Source organism: Streptomyces sp. NPDC002868, assembly GCF_055563295.1.
Window position 1 is genome coordinate 117,899 of record NZ_JBVHDR010000007.1, and the last position, 18,840, is coordinate 136,738.

Consider the following 18,840-nt stretch of genomic DNA (forward strand, 5'->3'; position numbering starts at 1 on the left):
CCTTGCACGGCCGGGTGAACTTCCGCGCGATAGGGCATACGTCGGAGAACCAAGGCATCCGGCCATCGATTCATCCGAGCTGTGTACGAGAGTTTTCGTCCCGACCCTGGACGTTGCAGCGTGGACGGCGCTATACATCGGATGACCAGGAAAGGTCCGATGTTCTTCTAGTGGGGGCGTGCATGAGTCAGACCGTCACGGAGTTCGAGGTTCACGACATCCGCTTTCCCACCTCGGAACAGCTCGACGGATCCGACGCCATGAACCCCGACCCCGACTACTCCGCCGCCTATGTGGTGATACGCGCGCCCGACGGGGCCGAGGGACACGGCTTCTGCTTCACCATCGGGCGTGGCAACGATGTCACCGTCGCCGCCATCGAGGCGCTGCGTCCGTACGTCGTCGGGCGCCCGGCCCCCCGCACGGCAGCCGACCTCGCCGCGCTCCACATCGACCTGACCCATGACTCGCAGCTGCGCTGGCTCGGCCCGGAGAAGGGTGTGATGCACATGGCGGCGGGCGCGGTCATCAACGCCTCCTGGGACCTGGCTGCCCGGCACGCCGGGCAGCCGGTGTGGGAGTTCCTCGCCTCGATGACCCCCGAGGAACTCGTCTCGCTCGTCGACTTCCGCTATCTGACGGACGTACTGACCCGGGACGAGGCCCTGGCGATCCTGCGCACTGCAGAGCCCGGCCGGGCCGAGCGGGCCGGGCGGCTGCGCGAGCAGGGCTATCCCGCTTACACCACCTCACCCGGCTGGCTCGGCTACTCAGACGAGAAGCTGGTCAGGCTCGCCAAGGAGGCCGTGGCCGACGGCTTCGGCCAGATCAAGCTGAAGGTCGGCGGGGACATCGACGACGACATCCGGCGCATGAAGCTCGCCCGCGGCGCCGTCGGACCCTCCGTACGCATCGCCGTGGACGCCAACCAGCGCTGGGACGTCGCCGACGCGGTGCGCTGGATGAAGGCACTCGCGCCGTACGAGCCGCACTGGATCGAGGAGCCGACCAGCCCCGACGACATCCTCGGCCACGCCGCCGTACGCGCGGGCCAGCCGGTCAAGGTCGCCACCGGCGAACATGTCGCCAACCGCGTCGTGTTCAAACAGCTGCTCCAGGCGGGGGCCGTCGACTTTGTGCAGATCGACGCCGCGCGGGTCGCCGGAGTCAACGAGAACCTCGCGATCCTGCTGCTCGCCGCCAAATACGGCGTCCCGGTCTGCCCGCACGCCGGTGGGGTAGGACTGTGCGAGCTCGTCCAGCACCTCGCCATGTTCGACTACGTCGCCGTCTCCGGCAGCTGGGAGGACCGCGTCATCGAGTACGTCGACCACCTCCACGAGCACTTCGCCGACCCCGCCGAGATCGCCTCCGGGCGCTATGTCGCCCCGCGCGCCCCGGGCTTCTCCGCCCGCATGCTCCCCGAGTCGATCGCTGCCCACCGCTATCCGGAAGGGCCCGTCTGGCAGGCCCGACGCACCATCGAGGAGGTCAACTCATGACGGGGACAAGGGACTTCGCGGCACACGACTTCGAGGCAAGGGACTTCGAAGCACGGAACTTCGAAGCACGGGACTTCGAGGGAATGTCCGCCCTGGTGACCGGCGGTGCGTCGGGCATCGGGGCCGCCGTGGCGACGCTCCTGCTCCGGCGCGGAGCCCGCGTCGCCGTACTCGACCGCGAGACCTCGGGAGCGCCCGACGGTGTCCTGGCGCTCAAGGCCGACGTCACCGACGACGAAGCCGTACGCACCGCCGTGGACGGGGCCGCGGCGGAGTTCGGCGCCCTGCACACCGTCGTGTCCAACGCCGGCATCGGCGCCATCGGCACCGTCGCGGACAACGCCGACGACGAATGGCAGCGCGTCCTCGACATCAACGTGCTGGGCATGGTGCGCGTCGCCCGGCACGCCCTGCCGCATCTGCGGCGCTCCGCCGCGGACCGACCCGGCCAGGTGTCCATCACCCAGACCTGCTCCGTCGCCGCCACCGCCGGGCTGCCCCAGCGCGCCCTCTACAGCGCAAGCAAGGGCGCGGTCCTCTCCCTCACCCTCGCCATGGCGGCCGACCATGTGCGCGAGGGCATCCGCGTCAACTGCGTCAACCCCGGCACCGCCGACACCCCGTGGATCGGCCGCCTGCTCGACCAGGCCGAGGACCCCGCTGCCGAACGCGCCGCCCTGGAGGCCCGCCAGCCCACCGGGCGGCTGGTCGCGGCAGACGAGGTCGCCGCCGCCATCGTGTATCTCGCCGGCCCCGCCGCGGCCGCCGTCACGGGCACGGCACTCGCGGTCGACGGCGGAATGCAGGGCCTGCGCCTGCGCCCCCCGAACTGAGCGCCCCCGAACCAAGCGTCACCTGAGCCGACACCACCGAAGGACGGGACACCAATGAGAGTGCGTACGACAAGTGCCGCGGCCTGCGCGGTGCTGCTGGCCGTGACGGCCCTCGCGGGCTGCAACCGCGACTCGGACAGCGGGTCCGGCGGCGGCAAGGTCGGCATCGATCTGCCGCGCAGCGACAGTGACTTCTGGAACTCGTACCAGCAGTACATCGAGAAGGGCGTCAAGGACGGTGAGGTCGACGCGCTGTCCCTGACCAACTCCCAGAACGACATCGGAAAGCTGGTCGCCAACGTCCAGACCTTCACCGACCAGGGCGCCAAGGCCGTCGTCATGGCCCCGCAGGACACCGGCGCGATAGCCGAGTCGCTGCAGACCCTGGAGGACAAGAAGATCCCTGTCGTCAGCGTCGACACCCGGCCCGACAAGGGCAGGGTCTACATGGTGGTCCGGGCCGACAACCGCGCGTACGGCGAGAAGGCCTGCAAGTACCTCGGCGAGCAGCTGAAGGGCAAGGGCAAGGTCGTGGAGTTCCAGGGCGACCTGTCCTCCATCAACGGCCGCGACCGCTCCGAGGCATTCAAGTCCTGCATGGTCAAGAACTTCCCCGGCATCAGGGTCTTCGAGCTTGCCACCGACTGGAAGGGCGACGTCGCCTCCGCCAAGCTCCAGTCCACGCTCGCCGCGCACCCCGACATCAACGGCATCTACATGCAGGCCGGCGGCGTCTTCCTGCAGCCCACTCTCGCGCTGCTGGAGCAGAAGAAGCTGCTGAAGGCCCCGGGTACCCCGGGCCACATCACGATCATCTCCAACGACGGCATCCCGGAGGAGCTCGACGCCATCAAGGCCGGGAAGATCGACGCGACGGTCTCCCAGCCCGCCGACCTGTATGCCAAGTACGCGCTGTACTGGGCCAAGCAGGCACTGGACGGAAAGACCCCCAAGGAGGGGCCGACCGACCACGAATCCACCATTATCAAGATCCCGAACGGGTTCGAGGACCAGCTGCCCGCGCCGCTGGTGACCAAGGAGAACGTGGACGACCCCAAGCTGTGGGCCAACCAGCTGGAGAAGAAGAGCTAGCCATGGCGTACCAGGTACCACCAGCCGCCGTGGAGGCGGAGGGAATCGTCAAGCGCTTCGGTCCGACCGTGGCGCTCGACGGTGTACGCCTGACCGTCGCGCCCGGTGAGTCGCACGCACTCGTCGGGCGCAACGGCGCGGGCAAGTCCACCCTCGTCAGCGTTCTGACCGGGCTGCACAAGCCGGACGCGGGCACGGTGACCTTCAGCGGCGAGCCCGCGCCCGCCTTCGGGGACACGGCGGCCTGGCAGTCCAAGGTCGCCTGCGTCTACCAGAAGTCGATGGTCGTGCCCGATCTCACGGTCGCCGAGAACCTGTTCTTGAACCGCTTCGACACAAGCAGCCGGTTCATCAGCTGGCGGCAGCTGCGGCGGCGCGCCGAGGAACTGCTCGCCGGGTACGGAGTGAGCGTCGACCCGGGTGCCCGTGCGAAGGATCTCGCCGTGGAGCAGCGGCAGTTCGTCGAGATCGCGCGGGCGCTCTCCTTCGGCGCGCGGCTGATCATCCTCGACGAGCCGACCGCCCAGCTGGACGCCCGCGGCATCCAGCGGCTCTTCGACAAGCTGCGTGAACTGCAGAGCCAGGGAGTGGCGTTCTTGTTCATCTCCCACCATCTGCAGGAGGTGTACGAACTGTGCACCACCGTCACGGTCTACCGCGACGCCCGCCATGTGGTCACCGCGCCCGTCGCCGACCTCACCAAGGACGACCTGGTCACGGCGATGACGGGCGAGTCCACCGGCGGCCCGTCGACCTGGCACGCCCCTGTCGGGCCGGTCCGCGACGAGGAGCCCGTGCTCCGTACTGAAGGGCTCACCCTGGAGGGGCAGTTCGAGCCGCTCGACCTCTCGGTGCGCCCGGGCGAGGTGCTGGGGCTCGCCGGGGCCGCGGCCAGCGGCAACACCGCCCTCGGCGAGACCCTGGTCGGCATGCGCAGGGCGAGCGCGGGGCGGATCACCGTACGCGGCCGGGAGGTGAAGCCCGGCAGCGTCCCGCATGCGCTCGACGCAGGTATCGGCTACATCCCCGAGGACCGCCACCTCCAAGGGCTTGTCGTGGGCCGCAGCGTCGCCGAGAACGCCACGCTCACGGTCACCGACCAGCTCGGCCCCTGGGGGACCGTACTGCCGTCTCGCACAAGGGAATTCGCCCAGTCCATGATCTCTTCGCTCGACATCAAGACACAGGGTCCCGATCAGCCCGTCTCCGGGCTCTCCGGCGGCAATCAGCAGAAGGTCGTGGTCGCCCGCGCGCTTGCCCGCAGGCCGAGTGCGCTGGTGGCCCTGCGGCCCACCGCGGGCGTGGATGTGAAGTCAAAGGACTCGCTGCTGTCCGTCGTACGACGGGTGGCGGACCAGGGCAGCGCGGCCGTGATCATCTCGGACGAGCTGGACGATCTGCGGGTCTGCGACCGGGTGCTCGCCCTGTTCCACGGGCGGGTGGTCGCGACGTTCGGGAGCGGGTGGACCGACCGCGAACTGGTCGCCGCCATGGAAGGTGTGGGGGAGCAGGAATGACCGGGACGATACGGCCGCTGACGGCCGACGAGACCAAGAGCGACAGCCCGTTGAACCGGCTGCAGCTGATCCGGTGGAGCGACTTCTCGCTGGTGCCGGTCATCCTGGTGCTGATGGTGATCGGCTTCATCGTCTCGCCGGTCTTCCTCACCTCCAACAACCTGATCAGCGTGGTTCAGCAGTCCTCCGAACTCAGCCTGCTGGTGCTGGGGCAGGCGCTGATCCTGATCTGCGGCCGGATGGACCTGTCGCTGGAGTCGACGATCGGCATCGCGCCGGTCATCGCCATGTGGCTGGTCCTGCCGACCGAAGGCGGGCGCTTCGCGGGCCTGGAACTGCTGCCCGTCTGGATGGCGATCCCGGTCTGTCTGCTGGTCGGCATGGTCATCGGCGCGGTCAACGGCTTTCTGATGCTGAAACTGCGCGTCAACGGCTTCATCGCCACGCTCGGCATGCTCACCATGCTGCGCGGCCTCCACATCGGCATCACCGAGGGCAAGTCGATCACCGATGTCCCGGAGTCCTTCCGGTACTTGGGCAAGACCGACTGGCTCGGCGCGCCGGCCGCGGTGTGGATCTGTCTGGCGCTGTTCGCGATCGGCGGCGCGGCGCTGGCGTATCTGCGGCACGGACGTGCGCTGTACGCGATCGGCGGCAACCCGGAGGCGGCCAGGGCGGCGGGTATCCGCGTCGACCGGATCACCTGGATCGTGCTCGCCATCGGCGGGCTGCTGGCCGCGTTCGCGGGCATCCTCTACACGGGCCACTACGGCTCGGTCGCGGCCACCCAGGGCAACGGCTGGATCTTCCAGGTGTTCGCGGCGGCGGTGATCGGCGGGATCAGCCTCAAGGGGGGACGGGGGACGCTCTTCGGCGCGCTGACCGGGGTGCTGACGCTGCAGCTGGTCGTCAATGTGATGACGCTCGGCGGAGTGCCCGCACTGTGGAACCAGTTCCTGAACGGCGCGATCATCATCGTGGCGCTGGTGATCTCGCGCTTCGCGAGCGGCGAGAAGCAGGACTAGCCGCTGCGCGGGGCGTTCCCCCACCCCGCCCCTTCCCGAACCGGGGCTCCGCCCCGCTACAGCGTCGACCTCAGCCACTGCTCCACGCTCGCGATATGCACCGTCGCCCACGACCGCGCCGCCTCCGCATCCCGGTCCCGCAGCGCCGACAGGATCGCCCGGTGTTCGTGGAGCGTACGGCTGACCGCGTCCTCCTGCGTCAGACCGCGCCAGACCCGGGCCCGGGTCGTCGGCCCGGACAGCCCGTCGAGCAGCGAGCAGAGCACCGAATTGCCCGAGGACTGCACAATGCCGCGGTGGAACTCGAGGTCGGCGGCGACCAGCTCCTCCACCGATGGCTGCGGACCGAGCGCATCCAACTGGGCGCTCAGCACGTCCAGTTCGCTCTCGCTGATCCGGGTGGTGGCCATCGCGGTGGCGGCCGGTTCCAGGATGCGGCGTACGGCGAGGAACTCCAGCACCGTGTCGTCCCGGTGGAAGTCGACGACGAAGCTCAGGGCCTCCAGCAGAAGCTGCGGGTCCAGGCTGGTGACGTAGGTGCCGTCGCCCTGCCGTACGTCGAGGATGCGGATCAGTGACAGCGCCCGCACCGCCTCACGCAGCGAGTTGCGCGACAGGCCCAGCTCGGCGGCGAGTTCGCTCTCCTTGGGGAGGCGGTCGCCGGGGCGCAGCGCACCCGAGACGATCATTCCCTTGATCTTCTCGATGGCCTCGTCGGTGACAGCCATGGGCGACCTCCATACATCCGATGTATCGGCCCCCATTATGCGTCCCAAAGGGTGGTCGGAGCCTCCTTCCGCACGATTGGGGCGATCTCCTCGGCGAATCGCTGGAGCGTTTCGATCTCTTCTGCCCGATCAAGCCCGAAACCGTCCACCGTGATCGACTGCAGCGGCATTGACGGTGAAGAGTGGATCGCCGTGCTTGGCCGCCAGGTCGGGAGAGTTGAGGCTGGTGGCGGAGCCGTGCCAGATCCGCGGCAGCCCGGCGTACGTGCGCGGCACCGTCGTCACCTTCTTCAGCGCGGGAGGGGACTCGCCCTCCCAGTCGAGGTCTTCCTCGCTCCACAGCCTGCGCAGCAGCTCGTATGGCACGAGTAAGGGGCGGCCTCCTGGGAGGCCGCCCCTTACTCATCAACCGGTATCAGTCCTTGACCGGTATCAGTCCTTGTCGACGAGCAGCTTGTCGACCTTCTCGCGGATCTCGTCCGTCGCGAGGCCCCGGATCGTCAGCGTTGTACGGCGGCGCAGCACATCGTCCGCCGTCTCGGCCCACTCGTGGTCGCGCGCGTAGACGACCTGCGCCCAGATCTCCGGCGCGTCCGGGTGTATCCGCTCGCCGAGCGCCGGGTCGTCGTTGGCCAGGCGCGCGATGTCGAAGGAGAGCGAGCCGTAGTGCGTGGCCAGGTGCCGAGCGGTGTCCGCGGCCATCCGCGGGCCGGGCGTTCCGCCGTCGACCAGCAGCCGGTGCGCGACCGCGTTCGGGTTGGCAATACCCGGCAGCGGGAGCTTCTTCGGCAGCCGCGAGATCGGCTCCATGTCCTCAGCCAGCGGCTGCCCGGGCAGGGCGGCCAGCTTGTTCATCACCGTACGGCCGATGTGGCGGAAGGTCGTCCACTTGCCGCCGGCGACCGACAGCATGCCGCCGCTGCCCTCGGTCACGACCGTCTCGCGCTTCGCCTTCGAGGTGTCGCCGGGACCGCCGGGCAGCACCCGCAGACCCGCGAAGGAGTACGTGATCAGATCGCGGGACAGCTGCTGGTCGCGGATGGAGAACGCGGCCTCGTCCAGGATCTGCGTGACGTCCTTGTCGTTGACCGCGACATCCGCCGGATCGCCCTCGTACTCCTCGTCGGTCGTGCCGAGCAGCAGCATGTCCTCCCAGGGGAGGGCGAAGGTGATGCGGTACTTGTCGATGGGTGTCGCCAGCGCGGCCTTCCATGGCGAGGTGCGCTTGAGCACCAGGTGCGCGCCCTTGGACAGGCGGATGGACGGAGCCGCGTTCGGGTCCTCCATCCTGCGCAGGTGGTCGACCCACGGTCCGGTGGCATTGAGCACCAGGCGCGCGGTGACGCCGAACTCCGTACCGTCCATTCGGTCCTTGAGCTCAGCGCCCGTCACCCGGCCCTTGGTGAAGCGCAGCCCGGTGACCTCGGAGTGGTTGAGCACGGTCGCGCCCGACTCGACGGCCGCGCGGACCGTCATCAGCGCCATCCGGGAGTCGTTCATCTGGTCGTCGCCGTACACGGCAACGGCCTTGAGGTTTTCCGTACGCAGCTCGGGAACGTCACGCTGTGCCTTGGCCGCGCTGATCACATGGCCGACGCCGTCGCCGAACGCGGAGAGCGCGGAGTAGGCGAAGACGCCCGCCCCGAGCTTCGCCGCGCCGTGCGGTCCGCCCTTGTAGACCGGCAGATAGAAGGTGAGCGGGTTGGCCAGGTGGGGAGCCACCTGACGGGATACCGCGCGCCGCTCGAAGTGGTTCTCCGCGACCAGCTTCACCGCGCCGGTCTGCAGATAGCGCAGACCGCCGTGGAGAAGCTTGGAGGAGGCGGAGGAGGTGGCGCCGGCGAAGTCGCCGGCGTCCACCAGAGCCACCCGCAGCCCGGACTGCGCCGCATGCCAGGCGGTGGAGATGCCCAGGATGCCGCCGCCGATCACCAGGAGGTCGTATGTCGCCTTGGAAAGCTGCTCCCGAGTTTCGGCGCGGCTCGGCAGGGAGCCGGAGGCCGGGTGCGTCCCAAGTGAAGGGACGCTCTGCAGGGTGGTCATCTCGAATTACTCCTCGTCAGCGTCGTCTTCGAGCCAGCCCATGGTCCGCTCGACGGCCTTGAGCCAGCTCTTGTACTCGCGGTCCCTTTGGTCCGCATCCATGTGGGGGGTCCACTCGGCGGCCCGGCGCCAGTTGGCGCGCAGAGCGTCGGTGTCCGGCCAGTAGCCGACGGCCAGACCGGCGGCGTAGGCAGCGCCGAGGCAGGTCGTCTCGGCGACCATCGGGCGCACCACCGGTGCGTCCAGGAAGTCCGAGAGGGTCTGCATCAGCAGGTTGTTGGAGGTCATGCCGCCGTCGACCTTGAGTGCGGTCAGCTCGACGCCGGAGTCCTTGGTCATGGCGTCACTGATCTCGCGGGTCTGCCAGGCGGTGGCCTCGAGAACGGCGCGGGCGATGTGCGCCTTGGTGACATAACGAGTCAGGCCGGCGATCACACCGCGGGCGTCGGGACGCCAGTACGGGGCGAACAGGCCCGAGAAGGCCGGTACGAAGTACGCGCCGCCGTTGTCCTCGACGGAGGAGGCCAGCGTCTCGATCTCCGCCGCGGAGTTGATCAGGCCCATCTGGTCGCGCATCCACTGCACCAGCGAACCGGTGACGGCGATGGAACCCTCGAGGGCGTACACCGGTGCCTGGTCGCCGATCCGGTAGCCGACGGTCGTCAGCAGGCCGTTGTACGAGTTGACGGGCTCGTGACCGGTGTTCATCAGCATGAAGGTGCCGGTGCCGTAGGTCGACTTGGCCTCGCCCTCGGCGAAACAGGTCTGGCCGAACAGGGCCGCCTGCTGGTCACCGAGCGCCGAGGCGACCGGCACACCGGCGAGGGCGCCGCTCTTGGCGGTCCCGTACACCTCGGCGGAGGAACGGATCTCCGGCAGCACCGCGGCAGGGACCTCCATCGACTGGAGGATCTTCTCGTCCCAGTCGAGGGTGTGCAGGTTCATCAGCATGGTGCGCGAGGCGTTGGTCACGTCAGTGACGTGGTGGCCGCCGTCGACGCCGCCGGTCAGGTTCCAGATGACCCAGGAGTCCATGGTGCCGAAGAGGATCTCGCCACGCTCGGCGCGCTCGCGCAGGCCCTCGACGTTGTCGAGCAGCCAGCGGATCTTCGGGCCGGCGAAGTACGAGGCCAGGGGCAGGCCGGTCTCGCGGCGGAAGCGGTCCTGGCCGACGTTGCGGCCGAGCTCCTTGCAGAGCGCGTCGGTGCGGGTGTCCTGCCAGACGAGGGCGTTGTGCACCGGCTCGCCGGTGTTCTTGTCCCACAGGACGGTGGTCTCGCGCTGGTTGGTGATGCCGATCGCCTTGACGTCGGCGGCGGTGATGCCCGCCTTCGCTACGGCGCTGTCGACGACCTCCTGGACATTGGTCCAGATCTCGGCGGCGTTGTGCTCCACCCAGCCCGGCTTCGGGAAGATCTGCTCGTGCTCCTTCTGGTCGACGGAGACGATCCGGCCGTCCGTGTCGAAGACGATGCAGCGGCTGGAGGTGGTGCCCTGGTCGATGGCCGCGATGAAGGGGCCGGTGGTGTGTGCGTCGCTCACGGGTGTGCTCCTGAAGGCTGTAGGTGTCGGTCGGCTCAGGCAAACGCGATGTTGTAGATACCCGCGGCAATCGCTCCGCCGACCAGCGGGCCGACGACGGGAATCCAGGCGTAGCCCCAGTCGGAACCGCCCTTGTTCGGCAGCGGGAGCAGGGCGTGCACGATGCGCGGGCCCAGGTCACGTGCGGGGTTGATGGCGTAGCCGGTGGGGCCACCGAGCGAGAGGCCGATGCCGACGACGGTGAAGGCGACGATCAGTGCGCCGATGACGCCCAGGCCCTTGCCGCTGTCGTTGAGGCCCTGGGTGAGCACCGCGAGCACGAGCACGATGGTGCCGATGATCTCGGTGGCCAGGTTCTGCCACACAACACGGACCTCGGGGCCGGTGGAGAAGACACCGAGGACCGGTCCGGCCTTCGGCGCGGCCTCCTCGCTGACCAGGCCTTCCTCGTGCGGCGGCGCGGCGATGATCTCCGGGTCCGTGAGGTGGGCCTTGAACTGTCCGTAGTACGCGACCCAGACCAGAGCGGCACCGAGCATGGCGCCGAGCATCTGCCCGGCTATGTAGACCGGAACGTTGCTCCAGTCCCCGTCCTTGACCGCGATGCCGACGGTGACCGCCGGGTTGAGGTGGGCGCCGGACAGGGTGCCCGTCATGTAGACCGCGATCATGACCGCGAAGCCCCACCCGAAGGTGATCGCCAGCCAGCCGGCGTTCTGAGCCTTCGAGCGCTTGAGTACGACGGCGGCGACCACGCCTCCGCCGAGCAGGATGAGTACGGCGGTACCAATGATCTCGCCGATGAAGATGTCGGAGCTGGACACCCGCGACTCCTTTGTCCTTCGTCCAGGGGAAGCCGAACCCCGGGTCCCTCCGGTGGTCCGCGCCCTCAGGTGAGGGCGATACCGGCCCTGGCATCGCCACACTCTAACGTGTATTGCCGGTAGGTGTTCGGCAATGCCGACCGATGAACGGAAGTTTTGCCCTCCGGTTAACACGACGTCAAGGGCTTGTGGCCGAGAGACTCGATCGTTACCGATGGACCGGCAAAAGCCTCAAAAGCGCCCGGCGCCGAGGTCCCTGGAAACCGCCCTGGCACAGTCCCGTACCGCCGCGACCAGCTCGGAACGCAGTTCGCCGGAGTTGCAGACCCGCTCCACGGCACCCGTTATGGCAACCGCGCCGACCGGCATGCGGCGCCGGTCGTGGATGGGTGCGGCCACCGAGGCGACGCCCTCCCAGGTCTCCTCCACATCGGCCGCCCAGCCCTGGGCCCGGGTGTGGTGGAGCACCGACTCGAACTCCTTCAGACCGGTAACGGTCCGCGGGGTGAAGACCTTGCGCTCGACCTCGAGGACCTCGGTGTGCGCCACCGGGTCGTACGCCGAGAGCACCTTCCCCAGCGCGGTGGAGTGCAGTGGCTGCATGGCCCCGACCTCCAGGACCTGGCGGCTGTCGTCGGGCCGGAAGACGTGGTGGACGATGAGGACGCCGTGCTGGTGCAGCACCCCGAGGTGGACGCTCTCGCCGCTGGAGCGCGCCAGGTCGTCCGTCCAGACGAGGGCGCGGGCGCGCAGCTCGTGGACGTCCAGATAGCTGTTGCCGAGCCGGAGAAGTTCGGCCCCCAGCTGGTAGCGGCCGGATGCCGGGTCCTGCTCGACGAAGCCCTCGGCCTGGAGTGTGCGCAAAATGCCGTGGGCGGTGCCCTTGGCCAGGTCGAGCGAGGACGCGATGTCGGACAGGCCGAGCCGGCGCTCCCCGCCCGCGAGCAGCCGCAGCATTGCCGCTGCTCGCTCGAGCGACTGGATGTTCTTCGCCATCTCTCGGCCCTTCTCCACTGCGGTTCGACAATGCTGAACACTATCGGTCGATGTCGACCTTGGTTACCGCAGTGCGAGATCTTCGTGGCCGAAAGTCATCACATGGGGCCGGGAACATGATGCCGTCCGGCCCGTGGGACGCCCACCCCTTCCTCGGCCCGCCCGGCTACGCTGGCCCCGTGCGCCTTCCACCGGAAGACGCAAAGCCGACAGCCGTCGCACTCCAGGGAGCACATCCATGGCCTTGTTGCCGACCCCCTCCGCTGACAGCCGGACCCGAATCGAAGCCCTGCGCGAAGCCCTCGCCACGCGAGTCGTCGTGGCCGACGGCGCGATGGGCACGATGCTCCAGGCGCAGGATCCGACGCTCGAGGACTTCGAGAACCTCGAGGGCTGCAACGAGATCCTGAACGTGACGCGCCCCGACATCGTCCGATCGGTCCATTCGGCCTACTTCGAGGTCGGCGTCGACTGTGTCGAGACGAATACGTTCGGCACGAACCTCGCGGCGCTGGGGGAGTACGACATCCCTGAGCGGGTCTACGAGCTCTCCGAGTCCGGGGCACGAATCGCACGTGAGGTCGCGGACGAGTTCACCGCGTCGACGGGGCAGCAGCGATGGGTGCTCGGCTCGATGGGGCCGGGCACCAAGCTCCCCACCTTGGGCCACGCCCCGTATGTGAAGCTGCGGGACGCCTATCAGCAGAACGCCGAGGGCATGATCGCGGGCGGCGCGGACGCGCTGCTGGTCGAGACGACCCAGGACCTGCTCCAGACGAAGGCCGCGATCCTGGGCGCCCGCCGGGCCCTGGACGCGACCGGCACCAACCTCCCCCTGATCTGCTCGGTGACGGTCGAGACGACCGGGACGATGCTGCTCGGCTCGGAGATCGGCGCGGCGCTGACCGCGCTGGAGCCGCTGGGCATCGACATGATCGGCCTGAACTGCGCCACGGGACCGGCCGAGATGAGCGAGCACCTGCGCTACCTCGCCCGGCACTCTCGTATCCCGCTGTCCTGCATGCCGAACGCCGGCCTGCCGGTCCTCGGAAAGAACGGCGCGCACTATCCGCTGTCGGCGGGCGAGCTCGCGGACGCGCAGGAGACGTTCGTACGCGAGTACGGGCTGTCGCTGGTCGGCGGCTGCTGCGGTACGACGCCGGAGCATCTGCGGCAGGTCGTCGAGCGGGTCCGCGATCTCGCTCCGACCGAGCGCGAGCCGCGCCCCGAGCCGGGCGCCGCGTCGCTCTACCAGACGGTGCCGTTCCGCCAGGACACCTCCTTCATGGCGATCGGTGAGCGTACGAATGCGAACGGGTCGAAGAAGTTCCGTGAGGCCATGCTGGAGAGCCGCTGGGACGACTGCGTGGAGATGGTGCGGGACCAGATCCGCGAGGGCGCGCACATGCTCGACCTGTGCGTCGACTACGTCGGCCGGGACGGTGTCGCCGACATGGAGGAGCTGGCCGGCCGCTTCGCCACCGCCTCCACCCTCCCCATCGTGCTGGACTCGACCGAAGTCGACGTCCTTCAGGCCGGGTTGGAGAAGCTGGGCGGCCGTGCGGTCATCAACTCCGTCAACTACGAGGACGGCGACGGGCCCGAGTCGCGGTTCGCGAAGGTCACCAAGCTCGCCGTCGAGCACGGCGCGGCGCTCATCGCGCTGACCATCGACGAGGAGGGCCAGGCCCGGACCGTCGAGAACAAGGTCGCGATCGCCGAGCGGATCATTGACGATCTGACCGGGAACTGGGGTGTGCTGGAATCCGACATCCTCATCGACACGCTCACGTTCACGATCTGCACGGGGCAGGAGGAGTCGCGCAAGGACGGCATCGCCACGATCGAGGCGATCCGTGAACTCAAGCGCCGCCGTCCGGATGTGCAGACCACGCTGGGCCTGTCGAACATCTCCTTCGGCCTGAACCCCGCCGCCCGGGTCGTACTCAACTCCGTCTTCCTGGACGAGTGCGTGAAGGCCGGTCTGGACTCGGCGATCGTGCACGCCTCGAAGATCCTGCCGATCGCCCGCCTGGAGGAGGAGCAGGTCAAGGTCGCCCTCGACCTGATCTACGACCGGCGCGCCGAAGGCTATGACCCCCTGCAGAAGCTCATGGAGCTCTTCGAGGGCGTCAACATGAAGTCGATGAAGGCGGGCAAGGCCGAGGAGCTCCTGGCCCTGCCGCTGGAGGAGCGGCTCAAGCGCCGGATCATCGACGGCGAGAAGAACGGCCTGGAGGCCGACCTCGACGAGGCGCTCCAGACCCGCCCGGCTCTCGAAATCGTCAACGAGACACTCCTGGACGGCATGAAGGTCGTCGGTGAGCTGTTCGGCTCGGGCCAGATGCAGCTGCCGTTCGTGCTGCAGTCCGCCGAGGTGATGAAGAACGCGGTGGCCTACCTCGAGCCGCACATGGAGAAGTCCGACGCCGACGGCAAGGGCACGATCGTCCTTGCCACGGTCCGTGGTGACGTCCATGACATCGGGAAGAACCTCGTCGACATCATCCTGTCCAACAACGGCTACAACGTCGTCAACCTCGGTATCAAGCAGCCGGTTTCGGCGATCCTGGAGGCGGCCGAGGAGCACCGCGCGGATGTGATTGGCATGTCGGGCCTGCTGGTGAAGTCCACGGTGATCATGAAGGAGAACCTGCAGGAGCTGAACCAGCGCAAGCTGGCCGCCGACTATCCGGTCATCCTCGGCGGGGCCGCGCTGACGCGGGCGTATGTCGAGCAGGATCTGCACGAGATCTACGAGGGCGAAGTCCGCTACGCCCGTGACGCGTTCGAGGGTCTGCGTCTGATGGACGCCCTGATCGCGGTCAAGCGCGGTGTCCCCGGGGCGGCGCTGCCGGAGCTCAAGCAGCGCCGGGTGGCCAAGCGCGACACTGCCGTGCTGGAGGTCCAGGAGCCGGAGGGCGCGGTCCGCTCGGATGTCGCGATCGACAATCCGGTGCCGCAGCCGCCGTTCTGGGGCACCCGGGTCATCAAGGGCATCCAGCTGAAGGAGTACGCGTCCTGGCTGGACGAGGGCGCGCTGTTCAAGGGCCAGTGGGGCCTCAAGCAGGCCCGGACCGGCAACGGCCCGACGTACGAGGAGCTGGTGGAAACCGAGGGCCGGCCGCGGCTGCGCGGCTGGCTGGACCAGCTGCACACCAGGAACCTGCTGGAGGCGGCCGTGGTCTACGGCTACTTCCCCTGCGTGTCCAAGGGCGACGACCTGATCCTGCTGAACGAGGACGGCTCCGAGCGCACCCGCTTCTCCTTCCCCCGCCAGCGCCGCGGCCGCCGCCTGTGCCTCGCCGACTTCTTCCGCCCCGAAGAGTCCGGCGAGACCGACGTCGTCGGGCTCCAGGTCGTGACCGTTGGCTCGAGGATCGGTGAGGCCACCGCCGAGCTCTTCGAGTCGGACTCGTACCGCGACTATCTCGAACTGCACGGCCTGTCCGTGCAGTTGGCCGAGGCGCTCGCCGAGTACTGGCACGCCCGCGTGCGCGCCGAGCTCGGCTTCGCGGGCGAGGACCCGGCCGACGTGGAAGACATGTTCGCGCTCAAGTACCGCGGCGCGCGTTTCTCGCTCGGTTACGGAGCGTGCCCGGACCTGGAGGACCGGGCGAAGATCGCCGAGCTGCTGCAGCCGGAGCGGATCGGTGTCCAGCTCTCCGAGGAGTTCCAGCTCCACCCCGAGCAGTCCACCGACGCCATCGTCATCCACCACCCCGAGGCGAAGTACTTCAACGCACGTTAGTCGGCAGAGTCGTACACTGGTCGGTCCAGTGCAGGCCGGTCGCCTTCCCCATCTGGGAGGCGACCGGCCTTCTCGTCCCTCAGTGGAGGTGTGCCGGATGACCAGTACGGTCCCCGCGTCCTTGACCCGTTCGGCCGAGGGCTCTGCCCTGCAGGCCGTTTTTCTCGACATGGACGGCACCCTCGTGGACACCGAAGGCTTCTGGTGGGACGCGGAGGTGGAGGTCTTCGCCGATCTTGGCCATGAGCTCGACGAGGCATGGCGGGATGTGGTGGTCGGCGGCCCCATGACGCGCAGCGCCGGCTATCTCATCGAGGCGACCGGCGCGGACATCACGCTGGCCGAGCTGACCGTGCTGCTCAACGATCGTTTCGAGGACCGCATCGGGCGCGGTGTGCCGCTGATGCCGGGCGCTGCCAGGCTGCTCGCCGAGCTCGCCGCCCACGAGGTGCCCACCGCCCTGGTCTCCGCCTCCCACCGCCGCATCATCGACCGCGTCCTCGCCTCCCTCGGTCCCCAGCACTTCGCGCTCTCGGTCGCGGGTGACGAGGTCTCGCGTACGAAGCCGCACCCGGACCCCTATCTGCTGGCCGCCAGGGGGCTGGGCGCACAGCCGGCGAGATGCGCCGTCATCGAGGACACGGCGACCGGTGTGGCGGCCGCGGAGGCGGCCGGCTGCCGGGTGGTCGCCGTACCGTCCGTGGCGCCGATCGCGGCCGCCGACGGCCGGGTGGTCGTACGTTCGCTCGAAGAAGTGGACCTTGGCTTTCTACGCACCCTCATCACCACGATGAACTGATGCGTATACGGTCCGTGTTCCCCCGTGCATTTCGTCAATGGGTTTCGTAACGTGATTTTCGTCACTCTGAGTGGTCACGCAGAGGTGGGTCCGGATCACTGCGCACCCTGACCAGGGATGCCGGGTCTGCCTTTGTGCCCGCATTGGTGGAGTTGTGTACGAATCGTTCCGTCGCATGCTCGTCCACTCGCGGGCATGACTGATCACGGAGTGATTACGACCCCAACTCGGCCCTGGTCACGCTGTCCTGACGTCTCCGACTAATCTCGTCGCGAGCACTTCGCCGCTCACGGATGTATCCCGGCGGTTGCCCAAGCCATCCGGAACTCAGTGCCGATCGCTCTGTTTCCCCGGCCCGATCGCACCGCTCCGACCGGGCGGCCGCGGCGGAGTGCCCTAGCCACCGCTGTAACCCAGTGCCGGATGAGGAGAACGTCCAGGATGAACCGTAAGACTTTGGTGCTGCCGGCCGTGGTCGGCCTGCTCGCGCCCGTGCTCGTCGCCTGCGGCGGGACGGACGGCGGGTCCGGCGGCGGTGATGCCATTGTCGTGGGCACCACGGACCAGTTCATCGCCACCGCGGACGCCCCCGCGCCCCTCGACCCGGCCTACGCGTACGACACCGGTTCGTGGAGCGTGCTGCGCCAGACCGTCCAGACGCTGATGCACACGCCGCGCGGCGGCGGCGCGCCGGTGCCCGAAGCGGCCCAGTCGTGCAGCTTCACGGACAAGGTCAGCGAGAGCTACCGCTGCAAGTTGCGCAGCGGGCTGAAGTTCGCCGACGGCAGCGCCATCACCGCCGAGGACGTGAAGTTCTCCATCCAGCGTGTCCTCGACATCAACCCCGACAGCGGCACGGCCTCCCTCCTCGCGAACATCGACACGATCGAGGCCAACGGCGACGAGGTGGTCTTCCACCTCGCCACGCCGGACGCGACCTTTCCGTACAAGCTCTCGACACCCGTCGCCGCCATCGTCAGCAAGAATCACTACGACGGCAAGAAGCTCCGCGAGGGCCTCGAGGTCGACGGCTCCGGCCCGTACACCATGAAGACCGAGGCCAAGGGCGGTCAGATCGCCAAGGTCATCTTCACCAAGAACCCCTCCTACCAGGGCGACATCAAACTCCGCAACGACAAGGTCGAGCTGCGGTCCTTCCCGGACGCCGACGCGATGGGCAAGGCGCTCGACTCCGGCGACATCGACGTCATGACCCGTGCGATGTCTCCCGAACAGATAAGGGCCCTGTCCGAGAACCCCAAGGAAGGCATCGAGCTCACCGAGATGCCGGGTCTCGAGATCCGCTACCTCGCCTTCAACACCAATGACCCGTCGGTGAAGAACAAGGCCGTCCGGCAGGCCATGGCAGCCGTCGTCGACCGCGGCCAGATCGCGGGCCAGGTGTACGGCGCCACCGCCGAGCCGCTCTACTCGCTCATCCCGACGACCATCGCGGCGCACACCAACTCCTTCTACAACAAGTACGGCGAGCCGAGCCGCACGAAGGCCGCGGACATCCTGCGCGACGCCGACATCACCACGCCGGTGAAGCTGAAGCTCCACTACACAACCGACCACTACGGCGCCGGTACGGCCAAGGAGTTCGAGGCGCTCAAGAACCAGCTGAACGCCACCAAGCTCTTCGACGTCACCGTCGAGGGCACCGAGTGGGCGAAGTTCCGTCCGGCCCAGAAGCGCGGCGACTACGCCGTCTACGGTCTTGGCTGGTTCCCCGACTTCCCGGACCCGGACAACTACATCGCCCCGTTCCTGGACAAGGGCAACTTCCTCAACACCCCGTACGTGAGCACCGTGGCGCGGCAGCTCATCCCGCAGTCGCGCCGTTCCGCCGACCGGACCGCCGCGTCCGACGCCTTCACGCGGATGCAGGAGATCGTCGCCACCGACGTGCCGTTCCTGCCGCTGTGGCAGGGCAAGCAGTACGTCGCCGCCCGCACCGGCGTCAGTGGCGTCGAGCGGGTGCTCAACTCCAGCTCGGACCTGCAGCTTTGGGAGCTTGGAAGCGGCACCGAATGACCCCCGCGGTATCCGGATGAAGCAGTCGGGGGGGGGGGGGGGGGCCCCCCCCCCCGCGGGGGGGGGGGGGGGGGGGGGGCCGGGGGGGGGGGGGGCGGCCCGCCCCGAGGGTTATGCGAAACCCCCCCCCGCCACCCCCCCCCCCCGGCCC

General features: G+C 68.5%; 13 protein-coding genes and 1 pseudogene. 8 read left to right on the forward strand and 6 right to left on the reverse strand.

The features are described from left to right. The first annotated feature begins 182 nt into the window (after positions 1–182). The 5 genes from ACZ3H8_RS21915 to ACZ3H8_RS21935 all read left to right on the forward strand — a co-directional run bounded on the left by ACZ3H8_RS21915 (position 183) and on the right by ACZ3H8_RS21935 (position 5,969). A complete protein-coding gene (locus tag ACZ3H8_RS21915; protein WP_467404278.1) occupies positions 183–1,502 on the forward strand; it encodes an enolase C-terminal domain-like protein in 1,320 nt (439 codons plus the stop codon). Between the two features lie 83 nt (positions 1,503–1,585). After that, complete coding sequence (locus ACZ3H8_RS21920) at positions 1,586–2,335, forward strand: SDR family NAD(P)-dependent oxidoreductase (protein ID WP_467404781.1); 750 nt, start codon at positions 1,586–1,588, stop codon at positions 2,333–2,335. 54 nt (positions 2,336–2,389) lie between these two features. Next, on the forward strand, positions 2,390–3,427 hold the full coding sequence (locus tag ACZ3H8_RS21925; RefSeq protein ID WP_467404280.1) for a sugar ABC transporter substrate-binding protein: 1,038 nt from the start codon (positions 2,390–2,392) through the stop codon (positions 3,425–3,427). A 2-nt stretch (positions 3,428–3,429) separates the two neighbouring features. Further along, complete coding sequence (locus ACZ3H8_RS21930) at positions 3,430–4,944, forward strand: sugar ABC transporter ATP-binding protein (RefSeq protein ID WP_467404282.1); 1,515 nt, start codon at positions 3,430–3,432, stop codon at positions 4,942–4,944. Next, positions 4,941–5,969: an ABC transporter permease gene (locus tag ACZ3H8_RS21935; RefSeq protein ID WP_467404284.1), complete on the forward strand. Its 1,029-nt coding sequence runs from the start codon at positions 4,941–4,943 to the stop codon at positions 5,967–5,969. Before ACZ3H8_RS21930 ends, ACZ3H8_RS21935 begins: the two co-directional genes overlap by 4 nt. Before the next feature lie 56 nt (positions 5,970–6,025). Here the strand turns inward: ACZ3H8_RS21935 and ACZ3H8_RS21940 are convergent, their stop codons facing one another. From ACZ3H8_RS21940 to ACZ3H8_RS21965, 6 genes and pseudogenes are all read right to left on the reverse strand, one after another. Continuing rightward, a complete protein-coding gene (locus tag ACZ3H8_RS21940; RefSeq protein WP_467404286.1) occupies positions 6,026–6,697 on the reverse strand; it encodes a FadR/GntR family transcriptional regulator in 672 nt (223 codons plus the stop codon). A gap of 35 nt (positions 6,698–6,732) precedes the next feature. Continuing rightward, positions 6,733–7,057: pseudogene (locus ACZ3H8_RS21945) on the reverse strand (LLM class flavin-dependent oxidoreductase); the annotation flags it as partial. 72 nt (positions 7,058–7,129) lie between these two features. Next, positions 7,130–8,740: a glycerol-3-phosphate dehydrogenase/oxidase gene (locus tag ACZ3H8_RS21950; protein ID WP_467404288.1), complete on the reverse strand. Its 1,611-nt coding sequence runs from the start codon at positions 8,738–8,740 to the stop codon at positions 7,130–7,132. Positions 8,741–8,746: 6 nt separating this feature from the next. Continuing rightward, entirely contained in the window at positions 8,747–10,282 is a 1,536-nt protein-coding gene (glpK, locus tag ACZ3H8_RS21955) for a glycerol kinase GlpK (RefSeq protein ID WP_467404290.1), read from the reverse strand. A gap of 35 nt (positions 10,283–10,317) precedes the next feature. After that, entirely contained in the window at positions 10,318–11,106 is a 789-nt protein-coding gene (locus ACZ3H8_RS21960) for an MIP/aquaporin family protein (protein ID WP_467404291.1), read from the reverse strand. Positions 11,107–11,337: 231 nt separating this feature from the next. Next, positions 11,338–12,102 (reverse strand): IclR family transcriptional regulator, encoded by a 765-nt coding sequence (locus ACZ3H8_RS21965; protein ID WP_356233872.1) that lies wholly within the window; start codon positions 12,100–12,102, stop codon positions 11,338–11,340. Between the two features lie 238 nt (positions 12,103–12,340). Between ACZ3H8_RS21965 and metH the strand changes: the two genes are divergently transcribed. The 3 genes from metH to ACZ3H8_RS21980 all read left to right on the forward strand — a co-directional run bounded on the left by metH (position 12,341) and on the right by ACZ3H8_RS21980 (position 18,689). Continuing rightward, positions 12,341–15,853 (forward strand): methionine synthase, encoded by a 3,513-nt coding sequence (gene metH / locus ACZ3H8_RS21970; protein ID WP_467404294.1) that lies wholly within the window; start codon positions 12,341–12,343, stop codon positions 15,851–15,853. Between the two features lie 97 nt (positions 15,854–15,950). Further along, complete coding sequence (locus ACZ3H8_RS21975; protein WP_467404296.1) at positions 15,951–16,652, forward strand: HAD family hydrolase; 702 nt, start codon at positions 15,951–15,953, stop codon at positions 16,650–16,652. Positions 16,653–17,093: 441 nt separating this feature from the next. Next, positions 17,094–18,689 carry an ABC transporter substrate-binding protein gene (locus ACZ3H8_RS21980; protein WP_467404298.1) on the forward strand — a complete coding sequence of 532 codons (1,596 nt, stop codon included), beginning with the start codon at positions 17,094–17,096 and terminating at the stop codon, positions 18,687–18,689. Positions 18,690–18,840 lie beyond the last annotated feature (151 nt).